The sequence below is a fragment of the Comamonas sp. CMM03 genome (assembly GCF_019218715.1).
Classification (GTDB): Bacteria; Pseudomonadota; Gammaproteobacteria; order Burkholderiales; family Burkholderiaceae_C; genus Comamonas; species Comamonas terrigena.
The window spans coordinates 818,838-833,670 of the sequence record NZ_JAHUXB010000002.1 but is presented as its reverse complement, the minus strand read 5'-3'; the positions used below and the strand labels follow the sequence as shown (position 1 = coordinate 833,670).

Here is a 14,833-nt window from a genome sequence, read left to right as displayed (position 1 = left end):
CGCTGCGAGGGGCTTAGTGGCCCGATGCGCCCGATGCGCCGAACCCGGTTTCCGAACGCACTTGCTGGGCTTCGAAAGCCGCACGTTCCTTGTCCGCCTGGCCGCTCTTGTCGAGCACCGAGAACAGCCATACGCCCACGAAACCGATGGTCATCGAGAACAGGGCGGGCGACGTGTAGGGGAACCAGGCCGAGCCGGGAGGGTTGCCGAACGTGGCTTCCCAGACCGAGGGCGACACGATGGTCAGGCCCACGGAGGAGACCAGACCCAGGAAGCCGCCAATGACGGCGCCCTTGGTGGTACAGCCCTTCCACAGCACCGACAGCAGCAGCACGGGGAAGTTGGCCGATGCCGCAATCGCGAAGGCCAGGGCCACCATGAAGGCGACGTTCTGCTTCTCGAACACAATGCCCAGCAGCACCGCGATGACGCCCAGTGTCAGCGTCGTCAGGCGGGAAACGCGCAGTTCCGACGCGCTGTCGGCCTTGCCGTTCTTGAACACGGTGGCGTACAGGTCGTGCGACACGGCAGAGGCGCCCGACAGCGTCAGACCCGCCACCACGGCCAGGATGGTGGCAAAGGCCACGGCAGAGATGAAGCCGTAGAACACATCGCCGCCCACGCTCTTGGCCACCAGCACGGCCGCCATATTGGCCGTGCCAGCGCCGCCCTTGATGACGCCCTTGACGGTGTCGGCCATCTCGGGGTTGGTCAGCACCATGGTGATGGCGCCAAAGCCGATGATGAAGATCAGGATGTAGAAGTAGCCGATCCACACCGTGGCCCAGCCCACGGACTTGCGTGCTTCCTTGGCATCCGGCACCGTGAAGAAGCGCATCAGGATGTGGGGCAGGCCGAGCGTGCCGAACATCAGCGCCATGCCGAAGCTGATGGCCGAGATGGGGTCCTTGATGAAGCCGCCGGGGCCCATGATGGACAGGCCCAGCTTGGCCGCCACATCGGGCTCCTTGCCGCCGGCTTCTGCAATCGCGGTCTTCACCTTCACGCCTTCGGCGAACAGCGTTTCAAAGCTGAAGCCGTACTTGGACATGATCATGAAGCCCATGAAGGTCACGCCGGCCAGCAGCATGCAGGCCTTGATGATCTGCACCCAGGTGGTGGCGGTCATGCCGCCGAACAGCACATAGACCATCATCAGCACACCCACCAGCACCACGGCGATCCAGTAGTCCAGGCCGAACAGCAGCTTGATCAGCTGGCCCGCACCCACCATCTGGGCGATCAGGTAGAAAGCCACCACCACCAGGGTGCCGCTGGCGGCGAACATGCGGAAAGGACCTTGGGCAAAACGGTAGCCGGCCACGTCGGCAAAGGTGAACTTGCCCAGGTTGCGCAGGCGTTCGGCCAGCAGGAAGGTCAGAATGGGCCAGCCCACCAGGAAACCGATGGAGTAGATCAGGCCGTCGTAGCCGCTGATCATGACCTGGGCGGAAATGCCCAGGAACGATGCGGCAGACATGTAGTCCCCCGCAATCGCCAGGCCGTTCTGAAAGCCGGTGATGCCGCCGCCAGCGGTGTAGAAATCGGCGGCAGAGCGGGTCTTGGAGGCGGCCCACTTGGTGATCCACAGGGTGCCGGCCACAAAGGCCACAAAAAGAACGATGGCGGTCCAGTTGGTGGCTTGCTTGGCGGTGTCGCCAATGTCGCCACCGGCGGCCAGGGCAGAGCCCGTCGCCGAGAGCATGAGAGAGGTCGCCAGCGTGTTTGCCAGCGTGCGTTGCAGGGAGCTCTTCATTTTGACTGGGCGTCCTTCAGGATTTGCTGGGTCAGCTGGTCGAACTCATTGTTCGCGCGGCGGATATAGAACAGCGTGATGGCCACGGTGAACACGATCACAAACAGGGCAATGGGAATGCCCAGGGTGGTCACGCCGGAGCTGCTCAGTGGCTGGGCCAGAAATTCCTTGTCGAATGCAATCAGCGCCACATAGCCGTAATAGACGAGCAGCATCAGCACAGTCAGCACCAACCCCAGGCGATTGCGCTTGCTGCGCAACTCCAGATATTTCGGGTTGCGCTGGATTTTGGTGACCACGGTATCGGTCATGAGTTATGTCTCCTGCGGTTTGTTTCTGCGCCGCAATAGGCATAAATGCTCACTGCGACACCGCAGACGATTCTGGGTAGTACTACTGACCTTGCACTTACGGCAGTGCAACATAAGCCGCAGGGTTTGCCCTTGGATTTTCACATCAAGAAAACAAGCCCTAGGGTTGTCACCAAAGCTGTAAGAACCGGTTCAGTTCGGCGTCAATCTCTGTAAGAATCACGTCAGAGCGGTGTCAATCTGCTGATGGATAGTGAATTTACGTGCCTGTCGCCAAGGCTCGTTACATATTCATACATCAGGAGACAAACATGGCCATTAACGCAGCAAAGGGCGTCGGCGCGCAGGGGGCGGGCACAGCCCGGCCCATGACGCCCGAAGAGCGCAAAGTGATTTTCGCGTCGTCACTCGGAACCGTTTTCGAGTGGTACGACTTCTACCTGTACGGTTCGCTGGCAGCCATCATTGCCAAGCAGTTCTTCAGCGGGCTGGATGCCGGATCGGCCTTCATCTTTGCGCTGCTGGCCTTTGCTGCCGGCTTCATCGTGCGCCCCTTCGGCGCGCTGGTGTTCGGCCGCCTGGGCGACATGATCGGTCGCAAGTACACCTTCCTGGTGACCATCCTGATCATGGGTGTGTCCACCTTCATCGTGGGTATCCTGCCCAACTACGCAGCCATCGGCGTGGCGGCACCGGTCATCCTGATCGTGCTGCGCATGCTGCAAGGTCTGGCACTGGGCGGTGAGTACGGCGGTGCTGCCACCTATGTGGCCGAGCATGCACCGCACGGCAAGCGCGGCGCCTATACCGCCTGGATCCAGACCACGGCCACGATCGGTCTGTTCCTGTCGCTGATCGTGATCCTGGGGGTGCGTACCACCGTGGGTGAAGAAGCCTTCCAAGACTGGGGCTGGCGCATTCCGTTCCTGGTGTCGCTGGTGCTGCTGGGCATTTCGGTGTGGATCCGTATGCAGCTGTCCGAGTCGCCCGCCTTCCAGAAGATGAAGGCCGAAGGCAAGGTCTCCAAGGCCCCCCTGTCCGAAGCCTTTGGCCAGTGGAAGAACCTGAAGGTCGTGATCCTGGCCCTGGTGGGCCTGACCGCCGGCCAGGCCGTGGTGTGGTACACCGGCCAGTTCTATGCCCTGTTCTTCCTGACGCAGCAGCTGAAGGTCGATGCCGTGACGGCCAACCTGATGATCGCTGCCGCGCTGCTGCTGGGCACGCCTTTCTTCGTGGTCTTCGGCACGCTGTCGGACAAGATCGGCCGCAAGCCCATCATCATGATGGGTTGCGTGCTGGCCGTGGTGACCTACTTCCCCGCCTTCAAGATGCTCACCGAAGCCGCCAACCCGGCGCTGGCCGCCGCACAGGCCGCCAACAAGGTGGTGATCGTGGCAGACCCGGCCGAGTGCTCGTTCCAGTTCAACCCCACCGGCACGACCAAGTTCACCAGCTCCTGCGACGTGGCCAAGCAAGCCCTGTCCAACCGTTCGGTGAGCTATGAAAGCGAAGTCGCTCCGGCAGGTACGCCGGCCGTGATCAAGATCGGCAGCCACACCATCCCCAGCTACTCGCTCAAGGGCCTGAGCCCCGATGAACTGAAGGCCAAGGGCGCCGAGTTCAACAAGGCCGTGAGCGAAACACTGAAGAACGACGGCTACCCCGAGAAGGCTGACCCCGCCAAGATGAACAAGGTCATGATGATCGTGATCCTGTTCTATCTGGTGCTGCTGGTGACCATGGTCTATGGCCCCATCGCTGCCATCCTGGTGGAGATGTTCCCCACCCGCATCCGCTACACCTCGATGAGCCTGCCATACCACATCGGCAATGGCTGGTTCGGCGGCCTGCTGCCCACCATGTCCTTCGCCATCGTGGCGCAGACCGGCAATATGTACAACGGCCTGTGGTACCCCATCATCATCGCCGGTGCGACGGCCGTGATCGGTACCCTGTTCCTGCGTGAAACCAAGGACGTGGACATCTACGCCGAAGACTGAAGACGCACCATTTGGGCGCAAGCCTGAATGAATCTGCACCCCGATGGCGCAAGCCGTCGGGGTTTGATTTTTGTGGCTGGTGCATGCTGGTGCGCGGTGTTGTTGCAAAACATCAGATGCCGCTTTTGCGCCCAGCTGGCAAGGGTTTTGGGCGACATGCCACCTACAATTTGTCTACCTAGCAGCCGTCAGAAGCAAGGCATAGCGCCTCAAGCCTTCGGCCCCGCTGGCACCAACGAACTGAAACCATCCACAAGGAAATCCAATGAAGATCCAACGTCTGATGCTGGCCGTTCTGGCCGTGTGCGGTACCTCGGCTGCTCTGGCTCAAAGCAGTGTGTCCATCTATGGTCGTTTGAACACCTCGATCGAACGCCAGAAGATCGGTGATCAAAGCACCACCGGCATGTTCAACAACGCTTCGCGTATCGGTTTCAAGGGCGTGGAAGATCTGGGCGGCGGCCTGAAGGCTGGTTTCCAGCTGGAAGCCGGTTTTGGCTCGGATGATGGCTCCGGCCCCCTGAACTTCAAGCGCCAAAGCGAACTGAACCTGTCGGGCAACTTCGGTATGCTGCGCCTGGGTCGCTGGACTGCAGAGTCCTACTACGCGGTGGCTGACTACGGTGTGCTGGACGAGCCCAACCACGACACCGGCTTCTTCTCGGACCAGCTGTACAGCTACCTGATGCGTGATGACAACAAGATTGCATACCGCACACCAGTGCTGGGTGGCTTCACCCTGGAAGGTGCAATGTCCTTCCACGAAAAGGCTGATGGCATCAATGCCACCGGCCCCTACGCCAACAAGAACGCTTATGACGTTGCTGCCAATTGGGAAAGCGGTCCGCTGGCTTTGGGTGCTGGCTACACCAAGCTGGGCGATGCCAAGCAGTATGGTCTGCGTGCCCACTACACGATCGGCGACTTCCAAATCGGCGGCTACTACCAGCGCTCGGACAATGTCGGCTTTGATATCAGCCCCACTGGCACTGGCGGCTTTGGTGCACTCGGCGATTTCGGCAAGCGCAATCTGTTCCGCCTGACCGGTGGCTACACCTTCGGTGCTTCGCAAATTGCCGTGGGCTACGGCCACGCCGGCAACATCGGCGGTCGTGATGACACCGGTGCCAGCCAATTCATCCTGGGCTACAACTACAACCTGAGCAAGCGCACCAAGGTGTACGCTGCCTACACCAAGATCAACAACAAGGACAACGCCACCTACGGTGGTGTGGGCACGGCTGGGGCTGGCAAAAATGCCTCCAGCTTCGGCGTCGGCGTCCGCCACAACTTCTAATCACCGGGCAGCGTAAGCTGCTTGCAATCCAAGGCTGTTTCAATCGGCCTTGGTCTGCTTCAAGGTGCAGGCCCTGCGTTGGCAACAACGCAGGGCCTTTTTCTTGGTCCAGAGCCCGCCGGCCATTGCGCCATTGTTGGTACACAAGATGATTGGAGACAAAGCATGTGGAAGATTGTTGTGGGTTTTGTGGTGTTTGCCGCAGTGAGCCTGTTCGTGATCATGAAGGCCGGTGACAAGGTGGATATGAGCGGCGAAAAGCACGGTGCCGATGCCGTGCATGTGCCAGAGCCTGCCCCTGCAGCGCCTGCCGCACCGGCCGCAGAAGCGCCTGCCGCCGCACCGGCTGCCGAGGCACCGGCGGCGCCCGCAGCACCGGCCGAAGCCAAGTAAGGCCCACACAGCCGATGAGGGCGTCGCATGCGCCTGCTGCCAAGCCCCTGTCGCAACGCAGGGGCTTTTTTGTTGCTTGGGGCCGGAGGAGGGGATGCCTCATCGCGATTTGTGCAGCATGCAAGCGCAGAGGCTGCTCCTGTTTGAAGAGCGACGACCCGGAATGCGGGAGGGATGCGGTACAGGTGCCTAGAATGTTCGGCCTCCTTCCGAAAAGTACACCGCAATGACCCAGGGCCAGATCCGCATCCGTGGCGCACGCCAGCACAACCTGCAAAACGTTGACCTCGACATCCGCACCGGTGAATTGACGGTGGTGACCGGCCCCAGCGGCTCGGGCAAGTCCAGCCTGGTGTTCGACACGCTGTTTGCCGAAGGGCAGCGCCGCTACGTCGAGACCTTCAGTGCCTATGCGCGCCAGTTTCTGGACCGCATGGACAAGCCCGCCGTGGACCGGGTGGAAGGCGTGCCGCCCGCGATTGCCATCGATCAGACCAATCCGGTGCGCAACTCGCGCTCCACGGTGGGCACGATGACGGAGCTGAATGACCACCTGAAGCTGCTGTTCGCCCGCGCTGCGCATTTGTTCGACCGCGCCACCGGCCTGCCGGTGCAGCACGACACGGCAGAGACGATCTACGCCGCGTTGCAGCAGCGCTGCGAGGCCGCAGGCGACCCGCGCATTGCGCTGACTTTCCCGGTGGAACTGCCGGCCAATACCTCGGCCGAAGAAGTGGAGCAGTGGCTGTCTGCCAGCGGCTTCACCAAGGTGCAGGCCGAGCGCGAGGTGGAGCGCGCACACGCTGCAGCGGACGTGCCGGCCAAGGGCAAGAAGGCCAAGGCCGTGGCCCCCGAAAAAATCAAGGTGCTGGACGTGGTGGCCGACCGCTTTCGCACCAGCCGTGTGGAACGTGCCCGGGCCATGGAGGCCATCGAGGTGGCGCTCAAGCGCGGCAGCGGGCGCCTGACGGTGTATGTGATGCCGGAAGAGGGCGAGCATTACCTGTGGAAGTTCTCCGAAGGCCTGCATTGCCCGGAAAGCAATCTGAGCTACACGGCACCCATGCCTTCGCTGTTTTCGTTCAACTCGGCCGTGGGCGCGTGCGAAAGCTGCCGCGGCTTTGGACGGGTGATCGGCGTGGACTGGGGACTGGTGATTCCCAATGACAAGCTCACGTTGCGCACCGGTGCCATCAAGGCCATCCAGACGCCGGCCTGGAAAGAGATCCAGGACGATCTGATGCGCCATGCCGAGGCCGAAGGCATTCCGCGCGATATCGCCTGGAGCAAGCTCACGGCTGAGCAGAAGCACTGGGTGATCGACGGCTCGCCCCAGTGGAACGGCAAGTGGAACCAGACCTGGTACGGCATACGCCGTTTCTTCGAGTACCTGGAAACCAAGGCCTACAAGATGCACATCCGCGTGCTGCTGTCCAAGTACCGCAGCTACACGGAATGCCCGGCCTGCCAGGGCGCGCGGCTCAAGACCGAAAGCCTGCTGTGGCGCATCGGCGGCAAGCCGCAGGCCGATGCGGTGCTGCCGGCCGAACAGCGTTTCATGCCGGTGGGCGTGGACTGGTCGCCCGCACAGCTGCAGGCCCTGCCGGGATTGAACCTGCACGACCTGATGCGCCTGCCCATCACCCGGCTGAGCCAGTTCTTTGACAGCCTGAAACTCACTGACCAGATGGGCCTGGCCGAAGGCGAACTGCAGGCGCTGAAGCTGCTGAACGAGGAAATCGGCACCCGCCTGCGCTACCTGGTGGATGTGGGCATCGGCTATCTCACCTTGGACCGCCAGAGCCGCACGCTCAGCGGCGGCGAGGTGCAGCGCATCAACCTGACCACGGCCCTGGGCACTTCGCTGGTGAACACGCTGTTTGTGCTGGACGAGCCCAGCATCGGTCTGCATCCGCGCGACATGGAGCGCATCACCCAGGCCATGCACCGCCTGCGCGATGCCGGCAACACGCTGGTGGTGGTGGAGCACGACCCGGCGGTGATGTTCGCCGCCGACCGCATGATCGACATGGGCCCCGGCCCCGGTGCCAAGGGCGGCCACATCGTGTTCGACGGCACGCCCGAAGAACTGAAGCGGGCCGACACCCTGACCGGTGCCTACCTGGGCGGCCGCAAGCAGGTGGGTTTCGGCATCAAGCGCATGGTGACCGAATCCACGCCGCGCCTGATTCTGGAAGGCGCACGCGAACACAATCTGCAGAACCTGAACGTGGACTTCCCGCTGCAGCGCCTGGTGACGGTGACCGGTGTGTCCGGATCCGGCAAGTCCACGCTGATCCAGGACATTCTGGCGCCTGCGCTGATGCGCCACTTCGGCAAGCCCACCGACAGCCCGGGCGCGCACGACCGCCTGCTGGGGGCTGATCACCTGGCCGATGTGGTGTTCGTGGACCAGTCCCCCATCGGCAAGACGGCCCGCTCCAATCCGGTGAGCTATGTGGGCGCCTGGGACAGCATCCGCGAGCTGTTCGCGCTGACGCCGCTGTCGCAGCAACGCAGCTACAACGCGGCCAAGTTCAGCTTCAACAGTGGCGACGGGCGTTGCCCCACCTGCGGCGGATCGGGCTTCGAGCATGTGGAGATGCAGTTCCTGTCGGACGTGTACCTGCGCTGCCCGGACTGCAACGGCAGCCGCTACCGGTCCGAGATTCTGGAAATCACGCTGGAGCGCGGTGGCCGCTCTCTGAGCGTGGCCGATGTGCTGGAGCTGACCGTGGCCGAGGCGGCCTTGCTGTTCAGCCAGGATGCGGACGTGATCCGCGCGCTGCAGCCCATCGTCGATGTGGGCCTGGAATACGTGAAGCTGGGCCAGCCCGTACCCACGCTGTCCGGGGGCGAGGCGCAGCGCCTGAAACTGGCGGGCTTCCTGGCCGAAGCCGCGCGGACGGCATCCAAGTCCAAACAGAAGCTGGCACGCAAGGGCACACTGTTCCTGTTCGACGAGCCCACCACCGGGCTGCACTTCGAGGACATTGCCAAGCTGATGCGCGCGCTGCGCAAGCTGCTGGAAGCCGGCAACAGCCTGATCGTCATCGAACACAATCTGGACGTGATCCGGGCCAGCGACTGGCTGATCGACCTGGGGCCGGAAGGCGGCGATGGCGGTGGCCAGATCGTGGCCCAGGGCACGCCCGAAGAGGTGCGCCAGGTCAAGACGTCGCACACCGCCCAGGCGCTGCGCGAGTACGACCAGGCCATGGGGGTGGGCGGCCAGCGCGTGGAAGAAGTGGCGCCCATGCTCACCAAGACCGAGCGCTCCAAGCGGGCCGCAACGGCTTCGGCCTCCGTAGCCAAGAATGCCATCGAGATCGTCAATGCCAAGGAACACAACCTGAAGAACCTGAGCGTGGACATCCCGCGCGGCAAGTTCAATGTGGTGACCGGGGTGTCGGGTTCGGGCAAGTCCACGCTGGCGTTCGACATCCTGTTCAACGAAGGCCAGCGCCGCTACCTGGAGTCGCTGAACGCCTATGCACGCTCCATCGTGCAGCCGGCGGGCCGGCCCGAGGTGGATGCGGTCTGGGGCATTCCGCCCACCGTGGCCATCGAGCAGCGCCTGTCGCGCGGCGGGCGCAAGTCCACCGTGGGGACGACCACCGAGGTCTGGCATTTCCTGCGCCTGCTCTACGTGAAGCTGGGCACCCAGCACTGCGTGCACGATGGCGCCGCGGTGGAGCCGCAAACGCCCGAACGCATCGCTGCACAGCTGCTGGGCCATTTCAAGGGCCAGCACATCGGCCTGCTGGCGCCGCTGGTGATTGCGCGCAAGGGCGTGTACACCGAGCTGGCCGACTGGGCGCGCCCCAAGGGCTATACGCACCTGCGGGTGGATGGCGCGTTTCTGCCGACCACCGGCTTTCCGCGCCTGGACCGCTTCAAGGAGCACACCATCGAGCTGCCGGTGGCCAGCGTCAAGGTCACGGCCGCCAACGAGGCGGCGCTGCGCACGCAGCTGGCCAAAACGCTGGAGATCGGCAAGGGCGTGGTGCATGTGCTGTCGGGCATCGACAACCTGGAAACGGCGATTGCCGCCGCCGACCAGGGCAAGGGCGTTGGCACACTGCAGGTGTTCTCCACCCAGCGTGCCTGCCCGATCTGCGCCACCAGCTATGCCGAGCTGGATCCGCGTCTGTTCAGCTACAACAGCAAGCACGGCTGGTGCCCGGACTGCGTGGGCACGGGGGTCAAGCTGACCAAGGAACAGCGCAAGGTCTACGACGACAGCACCTTGGCCGAAGACAACCGCGGCCGTGAACTGACGTTTGATGGCCAGGAGGTGGAAGACCTGCAGGAAACCACCTGCCCTACCTGCAAGGGCACGCGCCTGAACCCCACGGCCCGGGCCGTGCTGTTCCACGGGCTGTCGGTAACGGCGCTGGGCCAGATGTCGGTGACCAGTCTGCGCGAGTGGTTCCAGGCGCTGCAGCCCACGGGCCGCGAGGCCGATATCGCCCGCGATCTGCTGCCCGAAATCCTGGGCCGCCTCGAATTCCTGGAAGAGGTGGGGCTGGGCTATCTGACGCTGGACCGCGGCGCCCCCACGCTGAGCGGTGGCGAGGCGCAGCGCATCCGCCTGGCCGCCCAGCTGGGTAGCAATCTGCAAGGCGTGTGCTATGTGCTGGACGAACCCACCATCGGCCTGCATGCCCGCGACAACCACATCCTGCTGAACGCCCTGCACAAGCTGGGCGACAAGGGCAACACCCTGGTGGTGGTGGAGCACGATGAAGACACCATCCGCCGCGCCGACCATGTGATCGATATCGGCCCCAGCGCCGGCAAGCGCGGTGGCGAACTGGTGGCCCAGGGCACACCGGCCGACATCATGGCGGCCGCCAATTCGCAGACGGGCCGCTATCTGCTGCACGCCATGCGCCACCCCTACCAGCCCCGCCGGCCGGTGTTGGGCATGGTGGATGCCGCCACGCTCGACACCGGGGCCGCTGCTGCGCCCGCTGACGGCGCGAAGCCCAAGAAGCGGACCAAGAAGCAGATCGCAGCCGATGCGGCCGCGGCGCTGCAGGCCGCCAGTGCCGAGGCCAATGCCCAGCTGGGGCAGCCGGTGTCCACGACCGGCCCGCTGCACTGGCTGACGGTGGCGGGTGCCCAGCTGCACAATCTGCAAGAGGTGGAGGCCAGCGTGCCGCTGAAGCGCCTGGTGGCAGTGACAGGGGTGTCCGGATCCGGCAAGTCCACGCTGGCGCGCGATGTGCTGCTGGCCAATGTGGCCACGCTGGTGGCACAGAATTCCACCCGGGCCGGCCGCGAAGAGATGGAGGCGGGCAAACGCATCAAGCTGGTGGGCGCCAAGACCGTGACCGGTACCGAGGTCATCGACCGCGTACTGGAAGTGGACCAGACGCCCATCGGCAAGACGCCACGTTCCTGCCCGGCCACCTACATCGGCTTCTGGGACACCATCCGCAAGCTGTTTGCCGACACGTTGGAAGCCAAGGCGCGCGGCTATGGGGCCGGGCGCTTCAGCTTCAACACCGGCGAAGGCCGCTGCCCGGCGTGCGAGGGCCAGGGCATGCGCACCATCGAGATGAGCTTTCTGCCGGATGTGAAAGTGCCGTGCGAAACCTGCCACGGCGCGCGTTTCAACGTCGAGACACTGGCCGTGACCTGGCGTGGCAAGAGCATTGGCGACGTGCTGCAGATGGAAGTGGACGAGGCCGTGGCCTTCTTTGCCTCCATGCCCAACATCGCCCATCCGCTGCAACTGCTCAAGGATGTGGGCCTGGGCTATCTGACGCTGGGCCAGCCTTCCCCCACGCTCTCTGGGGGCGAAGCCCAGCGCATCAAGCTGGTGACCGAGCTGACCAAGGTGCGCGACGACGTCACCAAGCGTGGCAACAAGGCGCCGCACACGCTGTATGTGCTGGACGAACCTACGGTGGGCCTGCACATGGCCGACGTGGACAAGCTGATCCGGGTGCTGCACCGCCTGGTGGATGCCGGCCACAGCGTGGTGGTGATCGAGCACGACCTGGATGTGATTGCCGAAGCCGACTGGATCATCGACCTGGGCCCCGAAGGCGGCACCGGCGGCGGCCAGATCGTGGCCGCGGGCACGCCGGAAGACCTGGTCAAGGCCGGAACCCACACCGGCAAGGCCTTGGCGCCGGTGCTGGCGCGGACCTGAGAAAAGCCCAATGGCCTGCCGACCCTACAGGACGCGGCAGGCCAAGGGGGCTCCTTCCGGCAAGGGTTACGCGATGGTGTGCCGGTGGGCACCCTGGCGTGTGGCGGTGTGGGGCGCCAGACCAGGCCTTATGCCAGGGGGCTTCCCACTGTGGCCGGTCATGCCCAGGAACGGTGCACGACCGGCGATTCCCTGGGGGCGATGTCAGTGGCCCACCACGGCCACGGGCATGGCGCCGGCCGTGGATGGCAGACGCTGGCTCCAGCCCACCAGGAGCAGTCCCACCACGGTGAGCGCGGCCGCAGACCAGCCCAGGGACAGCAGGCCGATGCCCGACAGCACCAGGCCGCCCACCCAGGCGCCCAGGGCATTGCCCAGGTTGAAGGCGGCAATGTTCAGGCTGGACGCCAGGTTGGCACCTTGCGCGCCGGCCTGCTGCAGCACGCGCATCTGCATGGGGGCCACGGTGGCAAAGGCCACCGTACCCAGCAGCACCACATAAACCATGGCCACGGCGCTGTGGCCAAAGGCCCAGCGGCCGGCGGCCAGCACCACGGCCAGCGTGGCAATGCTCAGCACCAGGGCGCGCATCACGCCGCGGTCGGCCAGCTTGCCGCCCAGCAGGTTGCCGGCGGCCAGACCGGCTCCAAACAGCAGCAGCGTCAGTGCCACCAGGCTGCCGTCCATGTGGGTGATCTGCGTGAGCAGCGGCTCGATATAGGTGTAGAGCGCAAACACACCGGCAAAGCCGAACACGGTGATGCCCAGACCCAGCCAGACCTGGGGATTGCGCAGCACGGCCAGTTCCTGTTGCAGCGGTGGCACGACAGGGCGGCCTTGGTCACGCGGCACGAACGCCACCAGAATGGCGAAAGCCACCACGCCAATTGCGGCCACGGCGGCGAAGGCCATGCGCCAGCCAAAGTGCTGGCCGATCCAGGCGCCGGCAGGGACCCCCAGCAGGGTAGCCAATGTCAGGCCCGAGAACATCAGCGCAATGGCCGAGGCCTTTTTCTCCGCTGGCACCAGGCCGGTGGCCACCACGGCGCCCACGCCAAAGAAGGTGCCATGGGTCAGCGAGGTCAGCACGCGCGCGGCCATCAGCGACAGGTAGTTGGGGGCGATGACGGCGGCCAGGTTGCCGGCGATGAAGATCAGCATCAGCCCCAGCAGCAGGCGTTTGCGCGGCCAGTGACGGGTGAGCAGGGTGAGCACCGGGGCGCCCACCGCCACGCCCACGGCGTAGCCCGAGATCAGGGTGCCGGCCGTGGGGATGCTGATGCCCAGGTCGCTGCTGACCTGGGTGAGCAGACCCATGATGATGAATTCCGTGGTGCCAATGCCAAAGGCACCGGCGGCCAGGGCCAGAAGAGAGAGCGGCATGGAAATTGTCCTGTGAAACATGGAAAACGGTAGGGGGGTGACTGTGCGCGTTGTCGCTTCCTTTGTGTAGGTGGAATAATGGAAATGCATTTGTGCCTGTGTGGAATAAATAACCCCGCGATTGCCTGCCATGCCTGATACCGCCCGTTTGTCGCCGCTGGTTGCTCCTGGCAGCGAGGTCAACCGTTCCGGCGAGCTGGAAGTGCTGGTGCTGGTGGCCGAGCAGGGCAGCCTGTCGGCCGCGGCGCGCTTGCTGGGGGTGTCGCCTTCGGCGGTCAGCAAGACCATGTCGCGGCTGGAGACCCGGCTGGGGGTGCAGCTGCTGCAGCGCAGTACCCGGCGTGTCCAGCTGACGGCGGAGGGGGCGCAACTGGTGGAGCGCGGCAAGCGCCTGCTGGCCGATCTGAACGAGCTGGAAGCCGCCGTGGCCGCCCGCAGTGCCCCCCAGGGGGTGGTGCGCATCAGCGCCAGCTCCGCAACCGGCCAGCGCCTGCTGGTGCCGCTGGTGGCGCCGTTGCTGGAGGCGCACCCCGGCATTCGCCTGGAACTGCTCTTCACCGACCAGGTGGTGGACCTGGTGGAAGACAGCATCGACATTGCGATCCGCTGGGGCCAGCTGCCTCCTTCCGACATGGTGGCGCGGCGTCTGGGCGCCACGCTGCAGGTAATTGTCGGGGCGCCGGACTATCTGGCACGCCATGGCGTGCCGCTCCACCCGGATGAACTGTCTGCCCACCGGCGACTGGGCTGGACCTACCAGCGTGCCGTTCCGCACTGGCCGTTCCTGGTGGACGGCCGGCGGGTGGCGGTGGAGATTGGCGATGTGCTGCGTGTGAACGACGGCGATGTGCTGCGCAGCCTGGCGGTGCAAGGCGCCGGGCTGGCACGGCTGTCCCTGTTCCATGCCTGGGAGGATCTGCAGGCCGGCCACCTGCAGGTGGTGCTGGAAGACTTCAACACCGGCGATCTGGAACCCATCCATGCGGTCTACCCTGGCAAGCCGGACCGCCTGCCGCCGCGCACGCGAGCGGTGCTGGATTTTCTGCAGGCCCGGGTGGACCTGCGCCACGCGGCGCAGCTGCCGCCGCCCTGGCGGGCGTAAACCGTTTTGCAGCACCTGCGGCGCATGCACGCGGGCTGTCCAGGCGACAATCCCGCCCACCATGACCGCCCCTGAACAGCGCACCATCTACCTGCAGCCTACCGCACCGCCCAAGCCGGCCATGGGTGCAGCGTGCAATGGCTGTGGATTGTGCTGTCTGGCCGAGCCCTGTCCGCTGGGCATCTGGGTGTCACGCCGCCGCACCGGGGCCTGCAAGGCCCTGCAGTGGGACGAAGCGGGGCAGCACTACCGCTGCGGCATGGTGAGCGATCCGGGCGCGGTGCTGGGCTGGCAGCAGCCCTGGGCCGTGCGCCTGGTGGCCCGGCTGGCGCGGCGCTGGATTGCGGCGGGCGCGGGCTGTGACGCCGATTGGGAAGCGCAGAAGGCACAGGAGACGCAAGAGGCGCCGCCGCGCCGGTAACGTG

General features: G+C 64.7%; 9 protein-coding genes. 6 read left to right on the top strand and 3 right to left on the bottom strand.

All coding sequences use genetic code 11. The features are described from left to right. Positions 1-13 precede the first annotated feature (13 nt). Positions 14-1,756 carry a cation acetate symporter gene (locus tag KW830_RS10620; RefSeq protein ID WP_218333113.1) on the bottom strand — a complete coding sequence of 581 codons (1,743 nt, stop codon included), beginning with the start codon at positions 1,754-1,756 and terminating at the stop codon, positions 14-16. Next, positions 1,753-2,067, bottom strand: coding sequence for a DUF485 domain-containing protein (locus KW830_RS10615; RefSeq protein ID WP_066539987.1), 315 nt, complete (start codon positions 2,065-2,067; stop codon positions 1,753-1,755). Before KW830_RS10615 ends, KW830_RS10620 begins: the two co-directional genes overlap by 4 nt. Positions 2,068-2,378: 311 nt before the next feature. Between KW830_RS10615 and KW830_RS10610 the strand changes: the two genes are divergently transcribed. The 4 genes from KW830_RS10610 (at position 2,379) to uvrA (ending at position 11,923) form a co-directional block, all read left to right on the top strand. Beyond that, the gene (locus KW830_RS10610; protein WP_066539990.1) at positions 2,379-4,067 is read left to right on the top strand and encodes an MFS transporter; all 1,689 of its coding nucleotides are present in this window, start codon (positions 2,379-2,381) and stop codon (positions 4,065-4,067) included. A 265-nt stretch (positions 4,068-4,332) separates the two neighbouring features. After that, positions 4,333-5,364: a porin gene (locus KW830_RS10605; protein ID WP_218333112.1), complete on the top strand. Its 1,032-nt coding sequence runs from the start codon at positions 4,333-4,335 to the stop codon at positions 5,362-5,364. A gap of 165 nt (positions 5,365-5,529) precedes the next feature. Continuing rightward, on the top strand, positions 5,530-5,757 hold the full coding sequence (locus KW830_RS10600) for a hypothetical protein (protein WP_066539996.1): 228 nt from the start codon (positions 5,530-5,532) through the stop codon (positions 5,755-5,757). Between the two features lie 226 nt (positions 5,758-5,983). After that, positions 5,984-11,923, top strand: a complete 5,940-nt coding sequence (gene uvrA / locus KW830_RS10595) for an excinuclease ABC subunit UvrA (protein ID WP_218333111.1) — start codon at positions 5,984-5,986, stop codon at positions 11,921-11,923. A gap of 204 nt (positions 11,924-12,127) precedes the next feature. On the opposite strand, the gene KW830_RS10590 is transcribed toward uvrA, so the two are convergent. After that, entirely contained in the window at positions 12,128-13,306 is a 1,179-nt protein-coding gene (locus KW830_RS10590; protein ID WP_218333110.1) for an MFS transporter, read from the bottom strand. 130 nt (positions 13,307-13,436) lie between these two features. Here KW830_RS10590 and KW830_RS10585 point away from each other — a divergent pair, with 130 nt between their 5' ends. Then, the gene (locus KW830_RS10585) at positions 13,437-14,408 is read left to right on the top strand and encodes a LysR family transcriptional regulator (RefSeq protein WP_218333109.1); all 972 of its coding nucleotides are present in this window, start codon (positions 13,437-13,439) and stop codon (positions 14,406-14,408) included. Between the two features lie 61 nt (positions 14,409-14,469). Next, a complete protein-coding gene (locus KW830_RS10580; RefSeq protein ID WP_218333108.1) occupies positions 14,470-14,829 on the top strand; it encodes a hypothetical protein in 360 nt (119 codons plus the stop codon). The last annotated feature ends 4 nt before the right edge of the window (positions 14,830-14,833 follow it).